Source organism: Pseudomonas sp. R45(2017), assembly GCF_002112305.1.
Taxonomy (GTDB): Bacteria; Pseudomonadota; Gammaproteobacteria; order Pseudomonadales; family Pseudomonadaceae; genus Aquipseudomonas; species Aquipseudomonas paraglycinae.
In genome coordinates this window covers 296,093-319,926 of record NZ_NEHH01000001.1, presented here as the reverse complement: position 1 = coordinate 319,926, position 23,834 = coordinate 296,093, and the positions used below count along the sequence as shown (strand labels likewise).

The following is a 23,834-nucleotide window of genomic DNA, read 5'->3' as shown; positions in this document are numbered from 1 at the left end:
GGCCGATCGACGCGTTCATGCCTCGAACCGGCAGCCTACTCATAGACTATTGCGTTGTGGTGAAAGTCACAGCACCAAGGACATGAATGTACACTTGTGCACTGAAATTTTTAATCAAGCCCCTTTTGAGGCTCGTTCGGGTGCCTAAGACTGCCGCACTTTCGCTTTTCACGCCAGTCGCAGATGCTCGAAAGGGCCCCGTTACTGCACCCATCGCTGCAGAATCTGCTGCAGATCATTGCGTTTGAATGGCTTGGCCAGGTAATCGTTCATCCCCGCCGACAAGCAGTTTTCGCGGTCGCCCTGCAACGCATTGGCGGTCAGGGCGATGATCGGCACATGGCCGCAGCCGGGCAGGCGGCGGATCTGTCGGGTTGCCTCGTAACCGTCAATCAGCGGCAAGCGGCAATCCATCAGGATCGCTTCGAAACGGTTGTCCCCGGCGCTGCGCACCGCCTGCACACCATCGGTGGCGACGCTGACGGTAAATCCCAGACTGCGCAACATCGCTTCGATCACCGTCTGGTTGACCGGGTTGTCCTCCACCAGCAGCACATTGCGTCCTTCGCCGTGACCGTCGCCGTTCAGTGTGCGCGGTGCCGCCAGCGCGGGCAGTGCCTGCTTATATAAAGCCAATGGTATTTCCAGAGTGAATACCGATCCGCGACCTTCTTCGCTCTGAGCGCGCAAGGTGCCGCCCATCCGTTCGGCGAGCGTGCGGGCAATCGGCAGGCCCAGGCCGGTGCCGCCATATCGACGGGAAATCGAACTGTCGGCCTGCTGGAACGCGTTGAACATCAGCTCCAGGCTCTCCGGCGAAATGCCGATGCCACTGTCACGCACCGCGCAGGTGAACCACAGCAACTCGTGATCCAGCGACTGCCACTGCGCCTCGATGCTGACGCGCCCCTGCTCGGTGAACTTCAGCGCATTGCCGACCAGGTTGACCAGAATCTGCCGGATCCGCGTCGGATCGCCCTGTACCTGCAAGTCGCGCATGTCTTCGGGAATCCGCAGTTGCAGGGCCAGCCCGCGTTGCGCCGCACTGTGCTGGAACGACTGGGCGCAGGCGCCGATCACTTCGGCGAGATTGAACGGAATGTGCTCGAGCTCCAGCTCCGAACGCTCGATGCGCGAGAAATCCAGAATGTCGTTGATCACCTTGAGCAAATGCTCGGTGGACTCGGAAGCCAGCGCCGCGTACTCGACCTGCTCTTCGGTCATGTCGGTGGTTTCCAGCAATTGCAGCATGCCCAGCACGCCGTTCATCGGGGTGCGCAGTTCATGGCTCATCATCGCCAGGAAATCCGATTTGGCGTTGTTGGCCTTCTCCGCCTCTTCGCGGGTCTGGATCAGTTGCGCCATCGCCTGATGCTGTTCGCGGCTGGCCTGCTCCAGCGCCTGGGCCAGGTTGTTGATGTGCTGGGACAGGGCGCCCAGCTCGGTGTCATCGACAATCGGCAGCGGGGTCTTGTAGTCGCCGTCCTGAATCGCCTTGACCGCATTGCCGATGTCGCGGATCGGCTGCGAAAGGCTGCCAGCCAGCCGCCGCGCCAGCACAAAAGTGAAGAGCAGGGCGAACAACGCCAGAATCCCGGCCTTGAGCAAAATCTCCTGTTGGCGCTGGCTGAAGGCGTCATTCGACAGCCCGACGATCACCCGCCCCAGATAATCCTCGCTGGCCACGCCGGGGCTGCTCTTGCCGTCCTGAAAGAAATCGTTGTGCAGGGCGATGCGTTGCAGTCGCACCGGCGCCTGGAACACCTCGACCTGATGCGGGCGATTGTGCGCATCCGCCGGCTGTTCGACGTAGGCCAGAATCCGGTTGGCGCTGTCCTGCACTTCCAGAAACCGCACGTTCGGCGTGGCCAGCGTGGCTTTGAGCAGGCTTTCCAGCACTTCGTTGTTGCCGGAAATCACCCCGTACTCGGTGGCCGGTGCGAGCTGGTTGGCGATCAACTGGCCGGTGTGAGTCAGCTCCTGACGCAAATCCTGAATGCGTACGAAGGTGAAAAAGCTGATCAGCAGCAAGGTCAGCAACAGCGCAGGGCCCAGGCTGATCAACTGGGTGCGGGTGTTGATGTCCCAACGGCGGAAAATCATGGGCGGCGCTCTCCTTCGGCCAGCTCTGCGGCGACAGACGCTTCATTCATCGGTTCTATCCCTAAGGAACGAGCCACCTGCGCATTACTTGAGACTTTAAAACGCCCGGGATAGAGCGTGCGCGGCCAGGTGGCCGGTGGCCGGTCCAGCAATTCGTCGAGAACGGCCAGCCAGTCGTTCTGATCGCTGTAGGTGCTGGCCAGGCTGCCGGCGCGAACGAAAGCGACATTCGGCCCGACCAGCGCCAGTTGCCGAGAGTAACTGCTGAGCAACAGGTTCTTCGCGGTTTTCGGGTTGTACAGGTCTGGGTCGTCGAGGCCCAGCAGCACGTCGCTATTTTTCAGCACAGTCTGCAAGGGGCGGCTGTCGTGAGTGTTGTCCCAGCGCTGCGGGACAATTTGCAGATTCAGCGGCTGGGCGGCCGATTGCAGCTCCTTGAGCAGGAACTCGCTGTGCTGATCGAACAGCACGCCGACTCGCCCGGCCTGGGGCAGGATCCGGCGGATCAGTTGCAACTGACGACTCAGCGGCGGATCGGCCCACAGCAGACTCAAGTGGGGCGGTTGCGCGTCGCCGAAGCGCTGTCGAGCTTGCAGGCGGCTGATGCGCAGGACCAACGTCGCGGGGCCCTGGCTTTCCTGCATGCGCCAGTCGAGGCTCGGCAGATCCAGCAGGATCAGGCGCAGGCTCGACGGCAACTTGCCCGGCGCCGGCAAACTGGCCAGCGGCTGGAAATGCACGCGGTCGGTCGGGCGCAGTTCGCTCAGGGCCTGAACGAAGGACTGCACGCCGGGGCTTTCCTCGGCGCCGGTCAGCAAAATGTCGGCCGCCTGCACCGCCACGCCATGCAGCCACGCTGTCAGGAACAGACAAAGCCCGGCCAGCCATTGGCCGAGTGTTGGCATCTTCCGTGACATGGCGTAGCGCATCTAGAACTCCAGCTCGGCGCTGAAATACACCACGCGGCGTTCGTCGTAATTGTTGTCGACGAAGGTGGTCGGCTCATGGTCGAGGCGTTGTTGCAGCACGCCGGCCAGTTGCAGTTGGGCCTTGCCCAAGGCGATGCGTTTGGCGATGCGCGTGTCGACCCGCTCGAAGCGGTAACCGTTGAGCGCGTTGTCACCGTAATAGAAGAGGGCGCTGTTCCAGCCGTGGCCCCAATCGCGCAGCCAGCCCGCCGAGCCGCTGTTGCGCGCGGTGAATTGCTGGTCCAGCGGATTGCTCGCCTCGGCGTCGACGAAAGCGTAGGTCAGGCGCAGGCGGTCGGCCGCACTCAGGCGCCAGTCCAGTTGCGTCTCGGTGCCGCGAAAGCGCGAATCGTTGGCGTTGCTGGCGATGTATTGATTGTTGCGCAGCGGCTCGCTGATCATCCCGGTGATTTCGTCGTAGAACAGCTTCACGTCCAGCGCCAGGCCCCATTCCGGGAAAAAGCCGTTGTAGCCCAGTTCCCGCGAGCGCATGTGTTCCTGGTCCAGATCGCCGGGGCCCCGGGTCTTGACGAAGTAGCGGGCCGAAGACTGGCCATAGGCGGCGGGCCGCAGGTTGGTCACCTGATAACTCCAGTTGACGTTGTTCTCGAACATGTCCGGCGAACGGATGGCTTCCGAATACACCGCGCGCAGGCTGTGGCGCGGATTGAACAGGTAGTTGACCGCAAACCGGGGCGTCAGCGAGCTGCCGATCAATTGCGTGTCTTCGAACATGGCGCCGCCCTGCAACAGCCAGTGTTCGCTGGCGCGCCATTCCAGCTGGCCGAAGGCGCGCCAGGTGGTGTCGTCCAGCGTGCCGTTGAAATAGGTCTCGGAATCGGCACGGTCGTAACGATAGTTCAGGCCGCTGACCAGACGCAGGCTATCGGACAGGCTGAGGGTGTCCTGCAATTCCAGGTCGTAACGCGATTCCCGGGCACTCTGGTCGATGTCGCCGCACAGGGTCTGGCGCGCGCCGTTGCGCCACTGGTCCAGCACCTGATTGGCCAGGGCCATTTCCTGCGGCGTGCCGGCGGGTGCGCCGGGGCCGGTGAACAGGGTCATGTTGCGGGCCAGGCGTTCGGTGTAGTTCGGGTTGAGTTGCCACAGCTCCGTGAGCTGCGGGCTGAACGACACCTCGGCGTCACAGGCGCGCCAGGTTTGCTGGCGATCCCAGTGTTGCGCCGAGCCCTGCACATAAAGACTGTGATCGGGGGTGAGGTCCAGATTCCAGCGCACCGAACCGGCATAGTCCTTGGCAACCACGTCGGAATTGTTCCCGGCAGCCGTAATCCCGGAGAACACCGGACGGTAGGTATAGGGCCGTTGATTGGCCCCGTCCTTGGCGTTGATCTGCCAGTCCAGGCTCTGGTTGTCGCTCAGGGTCTGGCTGACGGCGAGGCTGAAGCGGTTCAAGCGGCGGCTGTCGCGGTAATCGGCGCCGGTGCGGTCGCTGTCAAAGCCGTCGTCTTCCTGGCCGGACAGAGAAAGACGCAAGTCGCCGTCATTCCAGCCGGTGCTCTGGCTGGCATAGAAGTCGTTGATGCCGCGTTGGCCGCGCGTCAGCTTCAGCCGCGTGCCGTGGCTGTCCGCCGGGTTGCGGGTGATGATGTTGACCACTGCCATCAGCGCGTTGGCGCCGTAGCTGACGGTGTTCGGGCCGCGAAAGACTTCGATGCGCTCGATGTCTTCCATCGCCACCGGGATGTCGCTCCAGTCCACGGTCGCCAGACCGGCGCGGTACACCGAACGGCCGTCGATCAGCACCTGCATGCGTCGGGCTTCAGTGGCGTTGGTTCCGTGATAGTTCACCACAGCCTGATTGCCGCTGATGTTGCCGACCATCATCCCCGGCACCAGCCGCAACAGTTCGCTGATGTCCCGGGCACCGCTGGCGGCGATCAGTTCGCTGTCCAGTACGGTCATGCTGCCCGGGACTTCCGCCGGCGACTGTTTCAGGCGCGTGGCGGTCAGGATCTGCGGCAAGGCCTCACTGTCGACAAACAGGTCGTCCGCCAGCAGCACCGGGCTGAACAGCAGCGCCAGCAGCAGGGACGAACGCGGGGAAGGGGGGCCAGAAAACACGACGCAGCCTTGATAGCAAAGAATTGGCGCGCATGTTAACTGAGGTCGACGACTTTTCCAGTCACGTTGCAGGCATTTTCCTCGGTTTTATTGGTCTTCTTCCTACAAGTGCGGGTAATTGACGCCGGGGCTGTCCGAGAAGGGGACGCTCCGTATAATGCCGGCATCGCCACTGGTATGGATTAACGGATTACATATGACTGAACAGCGCCCGATTGCGGTCCTGGGAGGCGGAAGTTTCGGTACCGCCGTGGCCAATCTGTTGGCCGAGAACGGCCATCAAGTCCGGCAGTGGATGCGTGACCCCGAGCAGGCCGAGGCCATCCGGGTCAATCGCGAGAACCCGCGTTACCTCAAAGGCATCAAGATTCTGCCGGGCGTGACCGCGGTCACCGACCTGCAGGAAACCCTCGACGCCTGCGATTTGTGTTTCGTCGCGTTGCCGTCCAGCGCGCTGCGTACGGTGTTGGCGGCGCACGCCGAACGCCTGAGCGGCAAGATGCTGGTCAGCCTGACCAAGGGCATCGAAGCCCACACCTTCAAACTGATGAGCCAGATTCTCGAAGAGATCGCCCCGCAGGCTCGCATCGGCGTGCTGTCCGGGCCGAACCTCGCGCGGGAAATCGCCGAGCACGCGCTGACCGCCACTGTGGTTGCCAGCGAAGACGAAGAACTCTGCAAAGCCGTGCAGGCCGCATTGCATGGCCGCACTTTCCGCGTCTACGCCAGCGCCGACCGTTTCGGCGTGGAGCTGGGCGGTGCCCTGAAAAACGTCTACGCAATCATTGCCGGCATGGCGGTGGCGCTGGAGATGGGCGAGAACACCAAGAGCATGCTGATCACCCGCGCCCTGGCCGAAATGACCCGGTTTGCGGTGAATCAGGGCGCCAACCCGATGACCTTCCTCGGTCTGGCCGGTGTCGGCGACCTGATCGTCACTTGCTCGTCGCCGAAAAGCCGCAACTACCAGGTCGGTTTCGCCCTTGGTCAGGGCTTGAGCCTCGACGAAGCGGTGTCGCGCCTGGGTGAAGTGGCCGAAGGCGTCAACACCCTGAAAGTGCTCAAGGCCAAGGCTCAGGAGGTTGGCGTCTACATGCCGCTGGTCGCCGGACTGCATGCAATCCTGTTCGAAGGGCGCACGCTTGAGCAGGTGATCGGTCTTCTGATGAGAGGCGAGCCGAAAACCGATGTCGACTTTATTTCCACCAGTGGTTTCAACTGATTCAGCAGGGAGCAGGCCATGAACGATCCGAAAACCGAAGCCAAATATGAATCCATCCTCCTGCGGGTGTTGTGGATGATTGTTTACATCCTGGTCTGGCAGGTAGCGCAGTTCATCCTCGGCGCGGTGGTGCTGGTGCAGTTGATCTATCGTTTGATCTATGGCGCCCCGAGCGCCAGCCTGATGAATTTCGGCGACAGCCTGAGCCAGTTTCTGGCGCAGATCGGCCGTTTCGGCAGTTTCCACAGCGACCAGAAACCCTGGCCGTTCGCCGACTGGCCAACACCGCGTACTCCGGAAGGTGAAGCGCCACACGTTGTCGCGCCGGCACCGCATCCGGCCCGGGATGAGGAACCCAAGCTATGAAACTCTGGGTATTGCGTCACGGTGAGGCCGAGCCCTATGGCTCGCGCCCAGACTCCGAGCGGGAACTGACCGCCCACGGTCGCAAGGAAGTGTTGAGCAGCGCGGCCCGCTTGATGGGCCAGCCGCTGACCGCCATTTACGCCAGCCCGTACCTGCGGGCGCAGCAGACCGCGCAACTGGTGCGCGAAGCTCTCGGCTTCGAGCCGGAGATCCGCACGGTCGAGTGGCTGACCCCGGAAGTTGACCCGGACCGCGTGGCCGAGCAACTGGTGTCGGTGAGCAACGTGCTGCTGGTCAGCCATAACCCGTTGGTGGGAAACCTGCTCAGCTACCTGCAACACGGTGCGGGTTACCCACCAGAAAAGGTCAGCACCGCCGGGCTTGCCGAGCTCGAACACAGCGAATTGCTGATCGGTTCGATGACGCTCAACAGCCTTAAACATCCCTGAAATTTTTTGTACGAAATAGTCAACCAAGCACTTGCTTGGTTGACTACGCTTGCTCCAGACCAAAAAACAGGAGCGAGTCGAATGTCTTCCGCCTTCCGTTTGCCGCTGGACGTGTTTTACGAACGCGAGGCCCGGCACCCGCGTCAGCGTTTTCTGGTGCAGCCGATCGGCGGCGGGCAGGTCGAGACACTGACCTGGGCCGACGTCGGCCATCAGGCCCGCTGCGCGGTGCACTGGCTGCGCTCCCGGGAATTGCCGCAAGGCAGCCACATCGCCCTGATCTCGAAAAACTGCGCGCACTGGATCATCGCCGACCTGGCGATCTGGATGGCCGGGCACGTTTCGGTGCCGCTCTATCCGAACCTCACCGCCGAATCCGTGAATCAGGTGCTGACCCACTCGGAAAGCGTGCTGGCGTTCATCGGCAAACTCGATGACTGGCCGGGCATGTCGCCGGGCGTACCGGCCGGCCTGACCACCGTCAGCCTGCCGCTGCATCCACCGGGCACATTCGATTTCAACTGGAATGACCTGCAACGCAGCTCGCCGATCCAGGACGATCCGCGTCCCGCCGCCGAGCAAATGGCGACCATCATTTACACCTCCGGCACCACCGGCCTGCCCAAGGGCGTGATGCACAGCTTCGCCAATCTCGGGTTCGCGACGACGCGCGGCACGCAGTTGTTCGGCCTCAATGAGAACGACCGGCTGCTGTCGTATCTGCCGCTGTGTCATGTGGCCGAACGGATGTTCGTTGAACTGGCGTCGATCTATACCGGGCAGACAGTTTTTTTCGCCGAAAGCCTCGACACCTTTCTCGCCGATCTCAAGCGGGCGCGGCCGACGGCGATGTTCGGGGTGCCGCGGATCTGGACCAAGTTCCAGATGGGCGTCTACAGCAAGATCCCGGCAAAACGCCTGGATTTCCTGCTCGGTCTGCCCTTGATCGGCAAGCGGATCGGCCACAAGGTGTTGGCCGGATTGGGACTGGATGCCCTGCGCGTGGCGCTGTCCGGTGCGGCGCCGGTGCCGCTGACTTTGTTGCGCTGGTATCAGAAACTCGGGCTCGACGTGCTGGAAGTCTACGGCATGACCGAAAGCTGCGGTTATTCGCACATCTGCCTGCCGGGGCAATACAAGGAAGGCTGGATCGGCCGGCCGTGCCCCGAAGTGGAAGTGCGCATCGATGAATCCGGCGAAGTGCAGGTGCGCAGCCAGGCGAACATGCTCGGCTATTTCAAGGAACCGCAGAAAACCGCCGAGACCCTCACCGAAGACGGCTTCCTGCGCACTGGCGACAAGGGTGAGCAGGATGCGGAAGGGCGTTTGCGCCTGACCGGGCGGCTCAAGGAAATCTTCAAGACCAGCAAGGGCAAATACGTCGCCCCGGCGCCGATCGAAAACCGTCTGGCGGTGCATTCGCGGATCGAGCAGGTCTGCGTGGTCGGCGATGGCCTGAGTGCGCCGCTGGGGTTGTGCGTGCTCTCGGCGGTGGGCCGGGAAGAGCCCCGCGCGCCGCTGCATTCGAGCCTGGAAAAATTGCTGGAGGAGGTCAACGCCGTGCTCGACAAGCACGAGCGCCTGCGTCGGCTGGTGGTGGTCAAGGACAGTTGGGCAGTGGAGAACGGCTTCCTCACCCCGACCTTGAAGATCAAACGCAACATCATCGAAGACACCTACGGAGCTCGTTTCGAAGAATGGAGCGAGCGCAGCGAGGCGGTGCTGTGGCAGGATTGAGCGTCGATCAAAACAACAAAGGAAGCCTGCGATGACCTTGTGGCGCACCACTCCGAACATCGAGCAGTTGAACGCAATCCAGAAAAACACCATCGGCGAAGTGCTGGACATCCGCTTCGAGTCCTTCGACGAAGAATCCCTGACGGCCAGCATGGTCATCGACCATCGCACCCATCAGCCTTACGGCCTGCTGCACGGCGGCGCCTCGGTGGTGCTGGCGGAAACGGTCGGCTCGATGGCCAGTTACCTGTGCATCGACGCCAGCAAGTTCTATTGCGTCGGCCTGGAAATCAACGCCAACCACTTGCGCGGCCTGCGCAGCGGACGAGTGACGGCGGTGGCCAAACCGATCCACATCGGCCGCACCACCCACGTCTGGGATATCCGCCTGACCAGCGATGAAGGCAAGGCCAGTTGTGTGTCGCGCTTGACCATGGCAGTGGTGCCGCTGGGAGAACAACCGCCGGCGCGTTGATGGCCGAAGCGTCATAGCCCTGACCGGACTGTCATCATTCCTGGCAGTTACGGTCATTGCTGAAGGACGCGGTCTTACGGACAATCAACGCCTGTTTTCCGCTCATGGATTTGCCGGTATGTCGCAACCGATCTTCTTCGCCCACGCCAACGGTTTCCCTTCGGGCACCTACGGCAAACTGTTCGCGGCGCTGGCGCCCGAGTACCGGGTCGCGCATCTGGAACAACATGCCCATGACCCGCGTTTCCCGGCGGGTGACAACTGGTATCACCTGGTCGACGAACTCATCCATCACCTGCAACAGCAAGATGAACCGGTGTGGGGCGTCGGCCATTCCTTCGGCGGCATGTTGCATTTGCACGCTGCACTGCGTTGCCCTGAACTGTATCGGGGCGTGGTGATGCTCGACTCGCCGGTGCTGACCCGCACCGATCAATGGGTGATCCGCGCCGCCAAGCGCTTTGGTTTCATCGACAAACTGACTCCGGCCGGTCGCACGCTGGGACGCCGCGAAGAGTTTGCCGATCTGGACAGCGCCCGAGGTTATTTTGCCGGCAAAACCCTGTTCCGCAGCTTTGATCCGGAATGTTTCGATGCCTACTTGCAGCACGGCCTGCACAAGGTCGGCGACAAGTTGCGCCTGCGCTTCGATCCTGCGACCGAGATCAGCATCTATCGCGGCGTGCCGCACACCAGTCCTGCGCATACCCGGCAATTGAAAGTGCCGCTGGCGGTGGTACGTGGACACAAGAGCCGCGTGGTGATGAACCACCACACCCGCTTCGTCGGACGCCTGCCTCAGGGCGAGGCGCTGACCGTGCCCGGCGGGCACATGTTTCCGCTTGAGCGCCCGCAGGACACCGCGCAATTACTGAAAAACCTGTTCGATCGCTGGGAGCGCCGGCAAGACAAGGATTGCGCATGAACCCCGGCGTCGAAGAAGTGCGCCTGAGCCTGCCGCATATCGAACTGGCAGCGCACCTGTTCGGCCCGGAAGACGGGTTACCGGTGATCGCCCTTCACGGCTGGCTGGATAACGCCAACAGCTTCGCGCGCCTGGCGCCGAAGCTCAAAGGCTTGCGTATCGTGGCGCTGGACATGGCCGGTCACGGGCATTCCGGGCATCGTCCGAACGGCGCCGGTTACGCGCTGTGGGATTACGCCCACGACGTGCTGCAGGTCGCCGAGCAACTGGGCTGGAAACGTTTCGGCCTGCTCGGGCATTCCATGGGTGCGATCGTGTCGCTGGTGCTGGCCGGGTCGTTGCCCGAACGCATTACCCATCTGGCGTTGATCGACGGGGTGATTCCTCCTACCGACAAAGGCGAAAACGCCGCCGAGCGCATGGGCATGGCCTTACAGGCGCAACTCGATCTTCGGGAAAAGCGCAAACCGGTCTACAACACCCTCGACCGGGCGATCGAAGCACGGATGAAAGGGCTGGTGGCGGTCAGTCGCGAAGCCGCCGAACTGCTGGCCCAGCGCGGTCTGATGCCGGTGCCCGGCGGTTACACCTGGCGCACTGACAACCGTCTGACGTTGCCGTCGCCGCTGCGTCTGACCCAGGAACAGGCGATGGCATTTGTGCAGCGCATTGCCTGCCCCGCGCAATTGGTGGTCGCCGCCGATGGCATGCTGGCCAAACATCCGGAGCTGCTGGACCGTCTGCCCTTTGCCCGGGAACAGCTGCCGGGCGGGCATCATCTGCACCTGAACGATGAGGCCGGGGCCGACCTTGTCGCAGACTGTTTCAATCGGTTCTTCGCCATTCCTTGACTTGCTCCCGGCAACTGTCGAGGCTGGGCAGGTTGAAATGGGAGACAACCAAGATGGATTTCTACACCGCTGCGACTTCGAACTGCCCTCAAGGCACCCAGGCCATGCCCCTGCGATGAGCCTGTCCATGCGATCTATCAGTCTGCTGGCGCTGTGCTGTTTCAGTCCCTTTCTATTCGCTGCCGACCTGCCGGGCAGTCAGGACTTGCCGATCGTGCCGCGTGTGGCCGATGCGCAGATCGTCGACTATCGCCCTGCCGTGGAGCTGGAGCGGATCTACCCGCTCGGCTCGATCCGCAAGATCAGCGGTCAATTGCGTTTCGACGGCCAGGTCAGCGCCCGGGGGCAGACCACCTCGGTGACCTATGAATTACCGCCGGAGCATTCCGCCACCGAAGCCTTTACCCTTGCCCGCGAAGCCCTGCAAAAGCAGGATGCCCAGCTGTTGTTCTGGTGCCAGGCCCGGGATTGCGGCGAGAGCAGCCTGTGGGCCAATGAGGTGTTCGGCAACGCCAAGCTGTACGGTGCCGACGAGCAGCAGGCCTATCTGCTGCTGAGGCTCGCGGCCCCGCGCGACAACACGCTGGTGGCGCTGTACAGCATCACCCGCGGCAATCGCAAAGCCTATCTGCACGTTGAACAGTTCGAGGCGCTGGCACCGCTCGGTGATCTGCTGCCGACCTCGGCCACGCTGCTGCGGGAACTGAAAAGCACCGGCGAACTGGATTTTCCAAAGCTCGCCGGCGATCCGGATGACACCTGGCTGCGCTTGCTGTCCCGTGGCCTGAACCTCGACACCACGTTGCGGGTGACAGTGTCCGGGCCGAAAGCCGAGGCCTGGCGGCAGGCGCTGATCGGGCAGGGCGTGCGCGCCGCGCGAATGGAAACCGGCAGTGTCGATGGCGAAGGTCTGCGCATCGATCTGTTGCGATAAGGTGTCTTTGGCGGACACGCTCGACGTGTTCGCCTACTCTTTGCCTGACTGATTTTTTCGAGATTTCTCATGCCCAATAATGATCGTCTGCTGGTGCAGATCCTGTTGCTGGTGCTGTTTGGTGCCAGTTTCTGGGTGATGGCGCCGTTCTGGTCGGCGCTGTTCTGGGGCGCGGTGCTGGCGTTTGCCAGCTGGCCGCTGATGCGCTTGCTGACGCGCTGGCTCAATGGCCGGGAATCCCTCGCGGCGCTGTTGCTGACCATGGGCTGGATGTTGCTCGTGGCGGGGCCGCTGGTGTGGCTGGGTTTTAACCTGGCCGATCACGTGCGCGATGCCACGGCGTTCATCAAGGATGTGCAGGTCGACGGACTGCCCGAAGCGCCGAGCTGGCTGGGCGGCGTGCCGTTGGTGGGCGAACGGCTGGTGGGGATCTGGAACAGCATCGATCAGCAGGGCGCGGCCCTGATGGTGACTGTAAAACCTTATCTGGGGCAGGTCGGCAACTGGTTGCTGGCGCGCAGTGCGCAGATCGGCAGCGGGATTCTCGAGCTGACCCTGAGCATTGTCTTCGTGTTCTTTTTCTACCGTGACGGGCCGCGACTGGCGGCGTTCGTGCACAGTCTGCTGGAACGCCTGATCGGTGATCGGGCCGGGTACTACATCGATCTGGTGGCCGGTACGGTGCAGCGGGTGGTCAACGGGGTGATCGGTACGGCGGCGGCGCAAGCGGTGCTGGCGCTGATCGGGTTCCTGATTGCCGGGGTGCCGGGGGCGCTGGTGCTGGGGATCGTGACGTTCCTGCTCAGTCTGATTCCGATGGGGCCGCCGCTGGTGTGGATTCCGGCCACGGCGTGGCTGGCCTGGAAGGGCGAGTACGGGATGGCGGTGTTTCTCGGGATCTGGGGGACGTTCATCATCAGTGGCGTGGATAACGTGCTCAAGCCGTATCTGATCAGCCGGGGTGGGAATCTGCCGTTGGTGATTGTGTTGCTTGGGGTGTTTGGCGGGTTGATTGCGTTTGGGTTTATCGGGTTGTTTATTGGGCCTACGCTTTTGGCTGTTGCTTATAGTTTGTTGACGGATTGGAGTAAGAGTCAGGCTCGGGTTTGAGGCTTTTGACTTGGCGGCCTTTGGGCCGACCAGGCTCTTTGGGATTGGGTGAATATCCGTTTCTTCGGGTGTTGCCGCTGGCGGTTTCGCTTTTACAGCGACTCCCTTTGGCAAACGCCCCAAAGGAAGCAAAGGTCTTGGCCCCTGCGTTCGGCGCCTCGCTGTGGCTCGGCGTTCCTTCGCTCCGGGATTCATCCGGGGGCATCGCCTACGGTTTGCTTCGCTGCACCTCCTCTCGATGCATGCGGCTGCGCCGCACGGTCGCTGCGCCGCACGGTCGCTGCGCTCCCACCCCCGGATAAATCCCTCCACTCAGCCTTCCGATGGGGCCGGCACGTCAAAAGCGGTACTCGAGCTAACGCTCATTGTGTTGAGTGGTGGGAGGCCAAAGCCAAAGCAGGAGTGGGATTGTATGTGCTTTAAACCTGAGTTCACCTCGGTATCTCACGTCGGCGTATCTCTCCAAACACCTCGGTCAGTCCCCTCTCCCTCCGGGAGAGGGCTAGGGTGAGGGCAGCTTTTGATGACACACCACAGAGCCAAAGCAAACCACTCACCCAGCCAACCCTGATTGCTCCTCAGATCTCTGCCCGAGAGCGATCCTCTTCACCCAATCTCAAGTCGCCACATTCAAATACTTGCCCACCGACGCGGTGCTTTCTAGCGAGTACTGCTTGCTCAGATTGGCAATCATGCGGTTCAGCGCTTCGGTTGTGGTTTGAGTACTGCTGGCAGTTTGTTCGTTATCCGGGCGTTCGCGACCTGCATGCAGTGCAGCTTTCAGTTCGTCGCTGCTGACGCCTCCGCTGCTGTCGCTGTCCAGAACCTTGAGCAGGGCGGTGGCGGTGTCGGTGTCGGTGTTGTTTGAGGAGGTGCTGTCGCTGGTCTGCAACGCGCTGTTCAGTTCGGTGGCGGTAACACTGCCGTCGCCGTCTGCATCGAGCTGGCTGAAGAGTTCGTCGCTGGAGGCTTGCGGTGGTGGGGGTGGCGGTGGGGTGAGGCTGGCGGCGAGTTCGTCCTGGCTGACGACGCCGTCTTCGTTTTTGTCCAGGGCGGAGAAGATTTTGCTGCTGTCGGCGGTGCTGCCGGCGCTGGTCAGGCCGTTGCTCAGTTCGTCGCTGCTGATGGCGCCGTCGCCGTCGGCGTCGAGGGCGCTGATCAGGGCGTCGGCGAGTTCGGTGTTGGGGGCTTGGTCTCCCGGTGGTGGCGGGGGTGGGGCCATGGCGGTCATTTCTTCGGCGCTGAGGCTGCCGCTGGCGTCGCTGTCCAGATCGCCGAATTGTTTGCTCAGGCTGACCAGCAGGCCGTCGTTGGACTTCTGCGACAGGGCGCTGCCGAGTTCGTCCTGATCCACCGCGCCGTCGCCGTTGCTGTCGAGTTTGGCGAACAGTTCCTTTTGCAGTTGCTGGCTGCGGGCGTTTTGGGTGGAGGTGCTGCTGGTGCTGGTATAGCTCGTGTAGTTGCAGACGCTACCGATCATCGGGCTCACTCCTTGGACTGGAAAACCGGTGGGTGTACCGGCTTATGCAGCCTCCAGTCGCAAGGTGTCGTGGGTATGTGAAGTTTGTACCGACCGGTACACAGTCGGGATCAGTGGCGGGGCAGCTGGATCACGGCGGTCAGGCCGCCGCCGGGTGTTTCTGCCAGGGTCAGTTGTCCGCCCTGACGTTGCGCCGCTTCCCGGGCGATGGTCATGCCCAGACCGACGCCGCCGGAGTTGCGGTTGCGTGAGCCTTCGAGGCGGAAGAACGGCTCGAATACGGCTTCGCGCTTGTCCGCCGCGATGCCCGGGCCGTGGTCGATGACGCGGATCAGCAGCTGTTCGCGTTGGTCCTGCAGTTCGATGTGCGCTTGGCCGGCGTAGCGCAGGGCGTTGTCCATCAGGTTGTTGATGCATGAGCGCAGTGCCATCGGTTGCACCTGCAAGGGGGCACAGTGGCCGCTGACCTGCACGTCGGCGCCTTGATCCTGGGCGTTTTCGCACAGTGATTCGACCAGCGCCTGCACGTCCATCAACTGCAAGGCTTCGCTGGTGCGCTGTTCGTGCAGGTAGGTGAGGGTGGCGTCGAGCATGCCGATCATGTCGTCCAGATCCTGGCGCATCTGGCCTTGCAGCTTGTCGTCGTTGATGTTTTCCAGGCGCAGTTTCAGCCGTGACAGCGGGGTGCGCAGGTCGTGGGAGACGGCGCCGAGCATTCGTGCGCGTTGCTGCACCTGTTCGCGGATGCGGTGTTGCATCAGGTTGAACGTGTGTGCGGCCTGTCGGGCTTCCCGCGGGCCGGTTTCGTCCAGTGGTGGGCTGTCGAGGTCTTCGCTCAGGCGCTCGGCCGCATCGCTCAGACGCTGGATCGGTCGGGTCAGCAGCTTGGCGCCGTACCAGGCGGCGATGATCAGCGAGATGAACTGGAAGGTCAGCGGCACGATCGGCCCGCCGAACCAGGGGCGCGGTGGACGGGGCGGGTAGCGTGGATCCTGAGCCGGCTGTTGACCGTCGAGGTTTTGCGAGAACTCCGGCGGCGGTGGCGGGGGCGGTGGGCCGTAGAGGCGGAACCAGGCGAAGGCCAGCAGGTGCGCCAGGACAATCGCCACCAACAGCATGCCAAACAGGCGGCCGAACAGCGTGTCGAAGCGCGCTCGCATCAGCCAATGTCCCGGGCGTCGAACAGGTAGCCTTCACCCCGTACGGTCTTGATCAGTTGCGGGGCTTTCGGGTCGTCGCCGAGTTTTTGCCGCAGACGCGATACCAGCAGGTCGATGCTGCGGTCGAAGGCTTCGATCGAGCGGCCACGGGCGGCGTCCAGCAACTGTTCGCGGCTGAGCACCCGGCGCGGACGTTCGATGAATACCCAGAGCAGGCGGAACTCGGCGTTGGACAGCGGCACCACCAGCCCGTCGTCGGCGATCAACTGGCGCAGCACGCTGTTCAGGCGCCAGTTGTCGAAGCGAATGTTTGCACGCTGTTCGGTGCGGTCGTCGCGCACCCGGCGCAGAATCGTCTGAATTCGCGCGACCAGTTCCCGAGGCTCGAACGGTTTGGCCATGTAGTCATCGGCGCCCAGTTCCAGGCCGATGATCCGGTCGGTGGGTTCGCAGCGGGCGGTGAGCATCAGGATCGGGATGTCGGACTCCGCGCGCAGCCAGCGGCACAGCGACAGACCGTCTTCGCCGGGCAGCATAAGGTCGAGCACCACCACGTCGAAATGCTCGGCCTGCATCGCCTGGCGCATGGCCGCACCGTCGGTGACGCCGCTGGCGTGAATGTTGAAGCGGGCCAGGTAGTCGATCATCAGTTCGCGGATCGGCACGTCATCGTCGACGATCAGGGCACGGATGCTCCAGCGCTTGTCGTCTTTCTGCTCGTCGTTCACGGAGGCTTGGGAGTTGTGCATGAGGCTGTTCATCTGCCAGTAGGCCGCCAACCACAAAGATAGGCTGCGAGGTTGTGGTTTCAGCATAGGCGTCCGGCCATGAGGCGGGAAGGGCTGCTGTAAGGACTTGTTGCGGCTGGCGAGGCTAGCGCGGGCGCATGTTGCCGGCGTGTCGGTTGTGTATCGGGTTCGACACAATACCCTGCAAGGCTATGCTGATCACGGTTGGCGCGACGATTTACCGATCATCGGGTGCCGCGCCGCCGCCGGTTCCGCTACAATGCGCGCCGATTTCGACTTGCCTGAGAGCCCATCCATGTCCGCCTGCCAGACTCCTATCATCGTCGCCCTGGATTTCCCTACCCGTGACGCCGCACTGAAGCTGGCCGACCAGTTGGACCCGAAACTGTGCCGGGTCAAAGTGGGCAAGGAGCTGTTCACCAGCTGCGCCGCGGAAATCGTCGGCACCCTGCGTGACAAGGGTTTTGAAGTATTCCTCGACCTGAAATTCCACGACATTCCCAACACCACGGCGATGGCGGTCAAGGCTGCGGCCGAGATGGGCGTGTGGATGGTCAACGTTCACTGCTCCGGCGGCCTGCGCATGATGGCGGCCTGCCGTGAAGAACTGGACAAGCGCAGCGGCCCGCAGCCGTTGCTGATTGGCGTGACCGTGCTGACCAGCATGGAGCGTGAGGATCTGGCAGGTATCGGTCTGGACATCGAGCCGCAGGAGCAGGTGCTGCGTCTGGCGGCACTGGCCGAGAAGGCCGGGATGGACGGTCTGGTGTGCTCGGCGCTGGAAGCCACCGCGCTGAAAACCGCGCACCCGTCGCTGCAACTGGTGACCCCGGGGATCCGTCCGGCGGGCAGTGCGCAGGACGACCAGCGTCGCATCCTGACCCCGCGTCAGGCGCTGGATGCCGGCTCCGACTATCTGGTGATCGGCCGTCCGATCAGCCAGGCGGTGGATCCGGCCAAGGCCCTGGCCTCGGTGGTTGCCGAACTGGCCTGAGCGAACAGCTGAAGCATCAAAGAAGGGAGCCCGATGGCTCCCTTCTTTATTTTCAGACCTTCAACACCAGTTTGCCGAAGTTCTCGCCGCTGAACAGTTTGCCCAGGGTCTCGGGGAAGGTTTCCAGGCCTTCGACGATGTCTTCCTTGCTCTTGAGCTGCCCCTTGGCCATCCAGCCGGCCATTTCCTGGGCGGCACTGGCGTATTGCGCGGCGTAATCCATCACCACGAAGCCTTCCATCCGCGCGCGGTTGACCAGCAGCGACAGGTAGTTGGCCGGGCCTTTGACGGCTTCCTTGTTGTTGTACTGGCTGATCGCGCCGCAGATCACCACGCGTGCTTTCAGGTTGATACGGCTGAGCACGGCGTCGAGGATATCGCCGCCGACGTTGTCGAAATACACGTCCACACCTTTCGGGCATTCGCGTTTAAGGCCGGCGAGCACGTCTTCGCTCTTGTAGTCGATGGCGCCGTCGAAGCCCAGTTCATCGATCAGGAACTTGCACTTGTCGGCGCCGCCGGCAATGCCGATCACCCGGCAACCTTTGATCTTGGCAATCTGCCCGGCGATGCTGCCGACCGCGCCCGCTGCACCGGACAGCACCACGGTGTCCCCGGCCTTCGGCGCGCCGACATCGAGCAGGGCGAAGTAGGCGGTCATGCCGGTCATGCCCAGTGCGGACAGATAAACCGGCAGCGGTGCCAGTTTCGGATCGACCTTGTAGAAACCTTTTGGCTCGCCAAGGAAATAATCCTGCACGCCAATGGCACCATTGACGTAGTCGCCGACGGCGAACCCCGGATTGTTCGACGCGACTACTTTGCCTACGCCCAGCGCGCGCATGACTTCGCCCAGACCTACCGGTGGAATGTAGGATTTGCCTTCATTCATCCAGCCGCGCATGGCCGGGTCGAGGGACAGGTATTCGTTCTTGACCAGAATCTGCCCCGCCGCCGGCTCGCCGACCGGTAATTCCTGATAGGTGAAGGTCTCGCGGGTGGCGGCGCCCACCGGGCGTTTGGCGAGCAGGAACTGGCGATTGGTCTGGTTGGTCATGACAGGCACTCGAATTGAATGAAGCCTTGTTGATAGACCTTCATGGGCGATGCCGCAAGGTTGGCTCATGGGGCGAATGCAGGTTGATCCAGTTCGGTGATAGTCCCCGGCTGGGTTTCATCACTGCGATTCATGCAAGCCTAACCGGCCTTTTGATAGTGCTGACGTCACTCAGGCCCCTGTGGCTATGCTGCCTTCATCAATCCCCCCCGCATTCGAGGACATAACAATGAGCATGACGTTTTCCGGTCAGGTAGCCGTCGTCACCGGCGCGGCCAACGGCATCGGCCGCGCGACGGCCCAGGCATTCGCCGCCGAAGGTCTGAAAGTGGTGGTGGCCGATCTGGATGCGGCCGGGGGCGAGGGCACTGTGGCGCTGATTCGTACAGCCGGTGGCGAAGCGACCTTCGTGCGCTGCAACGTGACCGTCGAAAGCGAAGTGAAGAATCTGATGGACGAGGTGATCAATACCTACGGCCGTCTCGACTATGCCTTCAACAATGCCGGGATCGAAATCGAGAAGGGCAAACTGGCCGAAGGCTCGATGGACGAGTTCGACGCGATCATGGGTGTCAACGTCAAAGGCGTCTGGCTGTGCATGAAGTACCAGTTGCCGTTGCTGCTGGCCCAGGGCGGCGGGGCGATCGTCAATACCGCGTCGGTGGCTGGATTGGGCGCTGCGCCGAAGATGAGCATCTACGCGGCTTCCAAGCATGCGGTGATCGGCCTGACCAAATCGGCTGCGATCGAATACGCCAAGAAGAAAATCCGCGTCAACGCCGTATGCCCGGCAGTGATCGACACCGACATGTTCCGCCGCGCCTACGAAGCGGATCCGAAAAAAGGCGAATTCGCCAACGCCATGCACCCGGTCGGGCGCATCGGCAAGGTCGAGGAAATTGCCAGCGCCGTGCTGTACCTGTGCAGTGATGGCGCAGCGTTTACCACCGGCCATTCGCTGGCCGTGGATGGTGGCGTGACCGCCTTCTGAGAGGCCATTGGCTGATGCATGAACGAGCCCGCCCATCGGCGGGCTTTTTTCGTCTCGGGGGCGGCTCCGTGAATTCGCTAAACAATGTGTTTCAAATATTGAGAAAGGAGGTTTTTGGCGGTTTTGTCGCACAGTCTCAAGGACGTGGCTGTGATTTACTGCCGCCAGCAAAAACGGACAGGAGTTTGCGCGCTCATGGAATTGAGAATTGACCGACAGGCAATGGTGCCGGTCGTACAGCAGATTGTTGACGGGTTGACCGAGTGGATCATGCAGGGGCAAGTGCCGCCGACGACGCGTCTGCCCTCCGTGCGAGAGATCGCACGGTGCAATCTGCTCAGCCAGTCCTGCGTCATGGAAGCTTGCGAGCGCCTTGTGGCGCAAGGGGTTCTGGCCTCGCGTCAGGGCTCGGGATTTATGGTGGCGTCTTCATTGCCCGATTGCTGCAAGGCGATCGATGGCACCGGGTGTGAGGGAGAGCGCAGCGGGGGGGATCCAGCCGCCCGATGGCGCGGCGGTTTGACGCTGGGAAGTGGCGTCCTGCCGGAGAGTTGGCGCGAGCCCGATGATCTCGCCTATGCGATCCGCGAAGTGGCGCGCGCCGACATGGCCAGTCTGTTCAACTACAGCACGCCTCTGGGGCTGCCGGCGTTACGCGAACAGATCATCAAGCGCCTGGGATTGCTGAGTATCAGGGCCGTGGCAGAACAGGTGATGACCACCGCCGGCGCCAGCCACGGACTGGACCTGATCGTGCGTACCCTGTTCAAGGCCGGTGATTGCGTGGTGGTCGAGACGCCCGGTTATGCGCCGCTGTTCGATCTCCTGCGCTTGCACGGCGTGCGCATGCTGGAGGTTCGCCGCACGCCGGGCGGGCCGGATCTCGAGGCGCTCGAGGCGTTGCTGCAACAGTTTCGGCCCGCCGCGTTGTTCATCAACAGTCACCATCACAATCCCACGGGCAGTTGCCTGCTGCCGGCGGTCGCCCGACGTATCCTGGAGTTGAGCAGGCTCTACGATCTGCGGCTGATCGAAGATGATGTTTACGCTGACCTGCACAATGGCAGCGGCACTCGACTGGCAGCGCTGGATGACGAGGGACGGGTGATTTACGTCGGCAGTTTTTCCAAGACCCTGAGCAGCTCGCTGCGAGTGGGTTTCGTGTTGGCCGATGGCGAACTGATCGAGCGCATGGCGCGGGTCAAGATGATCAGTTGCATGGGCACCTCGAGGTTCTGCGAGGCGGTGCTGGCCGGGATGCTGGCCAGTGGCGCCTACCGCAAACTGGTGCAGCGCCAGCGCCAGCGCCTCAATACTGATCGTGCGGCGGCTTTGCAGGCCCTGGAAGATGCCGACTGGGAAGTGTTCGGCAAGCCCACGGGCGGCCTGTTCATCTGGGCGCGCGCGCCGCTGGCCGATGAGGCGCACTTGCGCAGGCATGCCTCGCGCTGCGGGGTGCAACTGGCTTGTGCAACCTCGTTCAGCCCCAGTGGCGAAGCCTGCGACTGGCAGCGCATCAACGTGGCTTACGCCTGTGATCCCCGGGCGCGACAGTTTTTTCGCAGCACGACCGTGGATCGACCTCAAGCGTTCTGAAAACGACGCGTGCGTAGCTTTTTGCCATTATTCCGACGCCAGAGACTTGTGCTGGTTCGAGGCCATTGCGAATCTTCGACAACAGACTATGGCAGGGGACTACGCGCAATGATTTCGGCCGTGCAAGGACGTTTTGCCAACCTCGGTATGGCAAAAAAACTGGGTATCGGGTTTGTGCTGGTGTTGCTGCTGACGGCGCTGGTGGCCGCCATTGGCGTCTGGTCCCTGCAAACCATCAGTCAGCGCTTCGACGGCCTCAAGCAGATGTCATCGCTCAACAGTGGCTTGCTCAAGGTGCGGCTGCTGGAGCAGGACTACGCCTTGCACGGCAACCCGAAAACCGTCGATGCCTTGCATGAGGGTGTCGACGGTCTGATCGCCATGGCCGACCAGCTCAAGATTTTGTCGCCGGGCAATGAGTCGGTCATGAACGACGTCCAACAGTCATTGAGCGCTTACCGCAAGGCGTTCGATGAATTCGTCTCGTTGTCCCAGGCCAAGGACCTGGCGCTGGAGATGGCCAGTTGGTCGGTGTCCAGCGTCGCCAACAATCTCGATGTGTTGCAGGCCGGTCTGGCCGACGACGGCGCGTACACCCTGAAAGACAGCGAGGGCAAGGACGGGGCGCAATTCATCGAGCAGGCCGGTCAGGTCAGCCAGGTTTCGCGCTTGATGTTGCAGGCGATGAACGAAGCGCGGGTGCGACTGGATCAAAGCCGCAAGGGTGACGACAGCGCCGGCCAAGGCAATATCGAACAGGCTGCGCAAGCCCAGGCGCAGGCTGAGCAGCTCAAGTCCACGGTCAAGGACGAGGGTTACCTGACGGTACTCAATGAAGTGTCCGGACACATTGCCGGTTTCAGCGACAAGCTTGCCGAGTACACCGGGTTGCTGGCCCAGGAAAAGACTGTCTATCAGCAGTTGCATCAGCGAGCCGACGAAGTCGTGGCGCGGGTCGATCAGGCGTATGTCGCGCAAGACGGCGCGATGCAGGGCGAACTGAAAAAGAATTCGGTGCTGATCATTGGCTCGTCGGCGCTGGCGTTGCTGGTCGGGCTGATCGCGGCGTGGGTGATCACCCGACTGATTGTGGCGCCGTTGCGCAGCGTGATTCATGTGGCGCAACAGATTGCGGCCGGTGATCTGAGTGCAACGATCGAGGTCACCCGGCGGGACGAAATCGGTCAGTTGATGCTGGCCATGCAGCAGATGGGCGCGGGTTTGAGCACGATTGTCAGCGGGTTGCAGGCGGGGATCGAACAGCTGGCGAGTTCGGCGCAATCGCTGTCGGCGGTGACCGAGCAGACCAACCTTGAGGTCAGCAGCCAGAAAGAGGAAACCGAACAGGTCGCCACGGCCATGAACCAGATGACCGCCACCGTGCACGATGTGGCGCGCAATGCCGAAGAAGCGGCGCTCGCGGCGCAGACCGCCGATGGCAAGGTCGAAAGCGGCCAGCAGGTGGTGCGTCAGAGCATGGCGCGGATCGAGCAACTGGCGGATTCGGCGACGTCGGCCAGTTCGAGCATCGAAAGCCTCAGTGCGGAAATCCAGAACATCGGTACGGTGCTGGGTGTGATCAAGAGTGTCGCCGAGCAGACCAACCTGCTGGCGCTCAACGCGGCGATCGAAGCGGCGCGGGCGGGCGAGCAGGGCAGGGGCTTTGCGGTGGTCGCCGATGAGGTGCGGGCGCTGGCCCGGCGCACGCAGCAGTCGACCGAGGAGATCGAGCGGCTGGTCAGTGCCTTGCGTTCGGCGGCGCATTCGTCGGTGCAGCAGATTCAGAGCAGTGGCGAGTTGGTGAAGCTGGCGGTGAGTGATGCGTTGCAGACCGAAAGCGCACTGGGGAGTATTGCGGCGGCGGTTTCGTTGATTCAGCAGATGAACCAGCAGATTGCGGCGGCGGCCGAGGAGCAGAGTTCGGTGGCCGAGGAGATCAATCGCAGTGTGACGAGTATTCGGGCGAGTGCGGATCAGTCTTCGATTGCGATGCGGGGGAATGCGGCTTCCAGTGTTGAGCTGGCGCAGTTGGGGAGTGAGCTCAAGGGGATGGTGGGGCATTTTCGGCTTTGACCTTGGCGGCCTTTGGGCCGACCAGGTTCGCGTTTTATTGCGTTCATATCCGTTTCTACGGGTGCTCCGGCTGGCGGTTTCGCCCTTACGGCGAGTCCCTTTTTCAAACGCCAAAAAGGAACCAAAAGGCTGGGCCCCTGCGTTCGGCACCTCGCTTTGGCTCGGTGTTCCTTCGTTCCGGGATTCATCCGGGGGCATCGCCTACGGTTTGCTTCGCTGCACCTCCTCTCGATGCATGCGGCTGCGCCGCACGGTCGCTGCGCTCCCACCCCCGGATAAATCCCTCCACTCAGCCTTCCGATGGGGCCGGCACGTCAAAAGCGGTACTCGAGCTAACGCTCATTGTGTTGAGTGGTGGGAAGCCAAAGCAGAAGCAGAAGCAAGAGTAGAAGAAGCAGAGGATGCAGAAGGTGCAAGGTGCAAGGTGCAGCAGGTGCAGCAGGTGCAGCAGGTGCAGCAGGTGCAGCAGGTGCAGCAGGTGCAGCAGTGTGAGTTGAGTTGCATACATT

At 62.3% G+C, this 23,834-nt stretch carries 21 protein-coding genes and 1 pseudogene; 14 read left to right on the top strand and 8 right to left on the bottom strand.

The genetic code is table 11. From position 1 onward, the window contains the following. Positions 1-201 precede the first annotated feature (201 nt). From CAF74_RS01535 to CAF74_RS01525, 3 genes are read right to left on the bottom strand one after another with little or no spacing between them, the layout of a single operon-like run. Positions 202-2,103, bottom strand: a complete 1,902-nt coding sequence (locus CAF74_RS01535) for an ATP-binding protein (RefSeq protein ID WP_085745093.1) — start codon at positions 2,101-2,103, stop codon at positions 202-204. Continuing rightward, entirely contained in the window at positions 2,100-3,032 is a 933-nt protein-coding gene (locus CAF74_RS01530) for an ABC transporter substrate-binding protein (protein ID WP_085745092.1), read from the bottom strand. The genes CAF74_RS01535 and CAF74_RS01530 overlap by 4 nt, the downstream gene beginning before the upstream one ends. Continuing rightward, positions 3,033-5,156, bottom strand: coding sequence for a TonB-dependent siderophore receptor (locus tag CAF74_RS01525; protein ID WP_085745091.1), 2,124 nt, complete (start codon positions 5,154-5,156; stop codon positions 3,033-3,035). Between the two features lie 196 nt (positions 5,157-5,352). Between CAF74_RS01525 and CAF74_RS01520 the strand changes: the two genes are divergently transcribed. From CAF74_RS01520 to CAF74_RS01480, 9 genes are all read left to right on the top strand, one after another. Continuing rightward, the gene (locus CAF74_RS01520) at positions 5,353-6,378 is read left to right on the top strand and encodes an NAD(P)H-dependent glycerol-3-phosphate dehydrogenase (protein WP_085745090.1); all 1,026 of its coding nucleotides are present in this window, start codon (positions 5,353-5,355) and stop codon (positions 6,376-6,378) included. Between the two features lie 18 nt (positions 6,379-6,396). Next, positions 6,397-6,744: a DUF4389 domain-containing protein gene (locus CAF74_RS01515; protein WP_085745089.1), complete on the top strand. Its 348-nt coding sequence runs from the start codon at positions 6,397-6,399 to the stop codon at positions 6,742-6,744. After that, a complete protein-coding gene (gene sixA / locus CAF74_RS01510; protein ID WP_007957806.1) occupies positions 6,741-7,193 on the top strand; it encodes a phosphohistidine phosphatase SixA in 453 nt (150 codons plus the stop codon). Before CAF74_RS01515 ends, sixA begins: the two co-directional genes overlap by 4 nt. Positions 7,194-7,274: 81 nt before the next feature. Then, the gene (locus tag CAF74_RS01505; RefSeq protein WP_085745088.1) at positions 7,275-8,930 is read left to right on the top strand and encodes an AMP-binding protein; all 1,656 of its coding nucleotides are present in this window, start codon (positions 7,275-7,277) and stop codon (positions 8,928-8,930) included. Positions 8,931-8,961: 31 nt separating this feature from the next. Continuing rightward, positions 8,962-9,405 carry a hotdog fold thioesterase gene (locus CAF74_RS01500; protein WP_007957810.1) on the top strand — a complete coding sequence of 148 codons (444 nt, stop codon included), beginning with the start codon at positions 8,962-8,964 and terminating at the stop codon, positions 9,403-9,405. Between the two features lie 118 nt (positions 9,406-9,523). Next, a complete protein-coding gene (locus CAF74_RS01495) occupies positions 9,524-10,330 on the top strand; it encodes an alpha/beta fold hydrolase (protein WP_085745087.1) in 807 nt (268 codons plus the stop codon). Then, positions 10,327-11,181, top strand: a complete 855-nt coding sequence (locus CAF74_RS01490) for an alpha/beta hydrolase (protein WP_085745086.1) — start codon at positions 10,327-10,329, stop codon at positions 11,179-11,181. The genes CAF74_RS01495 and CAF74_RS01490 overlap by 4 nt, the downstream gene beginning before the upstream one ends. A gap of 127 nt (positions 11,182-11,308) precedes the next feature. Further along, on the top strand, positions 11,309-12,115 hold the full coding sequence (locus tag CAF74_RS01485; RefSeq protein WP_007957816.1) for a DUF4892 domain-containing protein: 807 nt from the start codon (positions 11,309-11,311) through the stop codon (positions 12,113-12,115). A 69-nt stretch (positions 12,116-12,184) separates the two neighbouring features. After that, positions 12,185-13,225 carry an AI-2E family transporter gene (locus tag CAF74_RS01480; protein WP_011335470.1) on the top strand — a complete coding sequence of 347 codons (1,041 nt, stop codon included), beginning with the start codon at positions 12,185-12,187 and terminating at the stop codon, positions 13,223-13,225. Between the two features lie 616 nt (positions 13,226-13,841). Here CAF74_RS01480 and xopAW read toward each other — a convergent pair. The 3 genes from xopAW to CAF74_RS01465 form a co-directional block, all read right to left on the bottom strand. After that, positions 13,842-14,705, bottom strand: coding sequence for a XopAW family type III secretion system calcium-binding effector (gene xopAW, locus CAF74_RS01475; RefSeq protein ID WP_085745085.1), 864 nt, complete (start codon positions 14,703-14,705; stop codon positions 13,842-13,844). A gap of 110 nt (positions 14,706-14,815) precedes the next feature. Further along, positions 14,816-15,865, bottom strand: coding sequence for a cell wall metabolism sensor histidine kinase WalK (locus tag CAF74_RS01470; RefSeq protein WP_085745084.1), 1,050 nt, complete (start codon positions 15,863-15,865; stop codon positions 14,816-14,818). Further along, a complete protein-coding gene (locus tag CAF74_RS01465; protein WP_085607468.1) occupies positions 15,865-16,614 on the bottom strand; it encodes a response regulator in 750 nt (249 codons plus the stop codon). The genes CAF74_RS01470 and CAF74_RS01465 overlap by 1 nt, the downstream gene beginning before the upstream one ends. A 295-nt stretch (positions 16,615-16,909) precedes the next feature. On the opposite strand from CAF74_RS01465, the gene pyrF reads away from it, so the two are divergent. Further along, positions 16,910-17,608 carry an orotidine-5'-phosphate decarboxylase gene (pyrF, locus tag CAF74_RS01460; protein ID WP_176240461.1) on the top strand — a complete coding sequence of 233 codons (699 nt, stop codon included), beginning with the start codon at positions 16,910-16,912 and terminating at the stop codon, positions 17,606-17,608. Between the two features lie 52 nt (positions 17,609-17,660). Here the strand turns inward: pyrF and CAF74_RS01455 are convergent, their stop codons facing one another. Beyond that, on the bottom strand, positions 17,661-18,665 hold the full coding sequence (locus CAF74_RS01455; protein WP_085745082.1) for an NADP-dependent oxidoreductase: 1,005 nt from the start codon (positions 18,663-18,665) through the stop codon (positions 17,661-17,663). A 229-nt stretch (positions 18,666-18,894) separates the two neighbouring features. Between CAF74_RS01455 and CAF74_RS01450 the strand changes: the two genes are divergently transcribed. The 4 genes and pseudogenes from CAF74_RS01450 (at position 18,895) to CAF74_RS29500 (ending at position 23,325) form a co-directional block, all read left to right on the top strand. After that, positions 18,895-19,656 carry an SDR family oxidoreductase gene (locus tag CAF74_RS01450; RefSeq protein WP_007917441.1) on the top strand — a complete coding sequence of 254 codons (762 nt, stop codon included), beginning with the start codon at positions 18,895-18,897 and terminating at the stop codon, positions 19,654-19,656. A 195-nt stretch (positions 19,657-19,851) separates the two neighbouring features. Then, a complete protein-coding gene (locus tag CAF74_RS01445) occupies positions 19,852-21,252 on the top strand; it encodes a PLP-dependent aminotransferase family protein (RefSeq protein ID WP_085745081.1) in 1,401 nt (466 codons plus the stop codon). Positions 21,253-21,360: 108 nt separating this feature from the next. After that, positions 21,361-22,416: pseudogene (locus tag CAF74_RS29505) on the top strand (methyl-accepting chemotaxis protein); the annotation flags it as partial. A 27-nt stretch (positions 22,417-22,443) separates the two neighbouring features. Beyond that, complete coding sequence (locus CAF74_RS29500) at positions 22,444-23,325, top strand: methyl-accepting chemotaxis protein (RefSeq protein WP_371857318.1); 882 nt, start codon at positions 22,444-22,446, stop codon at positions 23,323-23,325. Positions 23,326-23,614: 289 nt separating this feature from the next. On the opposite strand, the gene CAF74_RS29180 is transcribed toward CAF74_RS29500, so the two are convergent. After that, the gene (locus CAF74_RS29180) at positions 23,615-23,833 is read right to left on the bottom strand and encodes a hypothetical protein (protein WP_085745079.1); all 219 of its coding nucleotides are present in this window, start codon (positions 23,831-23,833) and stop codon (positions 23,615-23,617) included. Position 23,834: the final 1 nt, after the last annotated feature.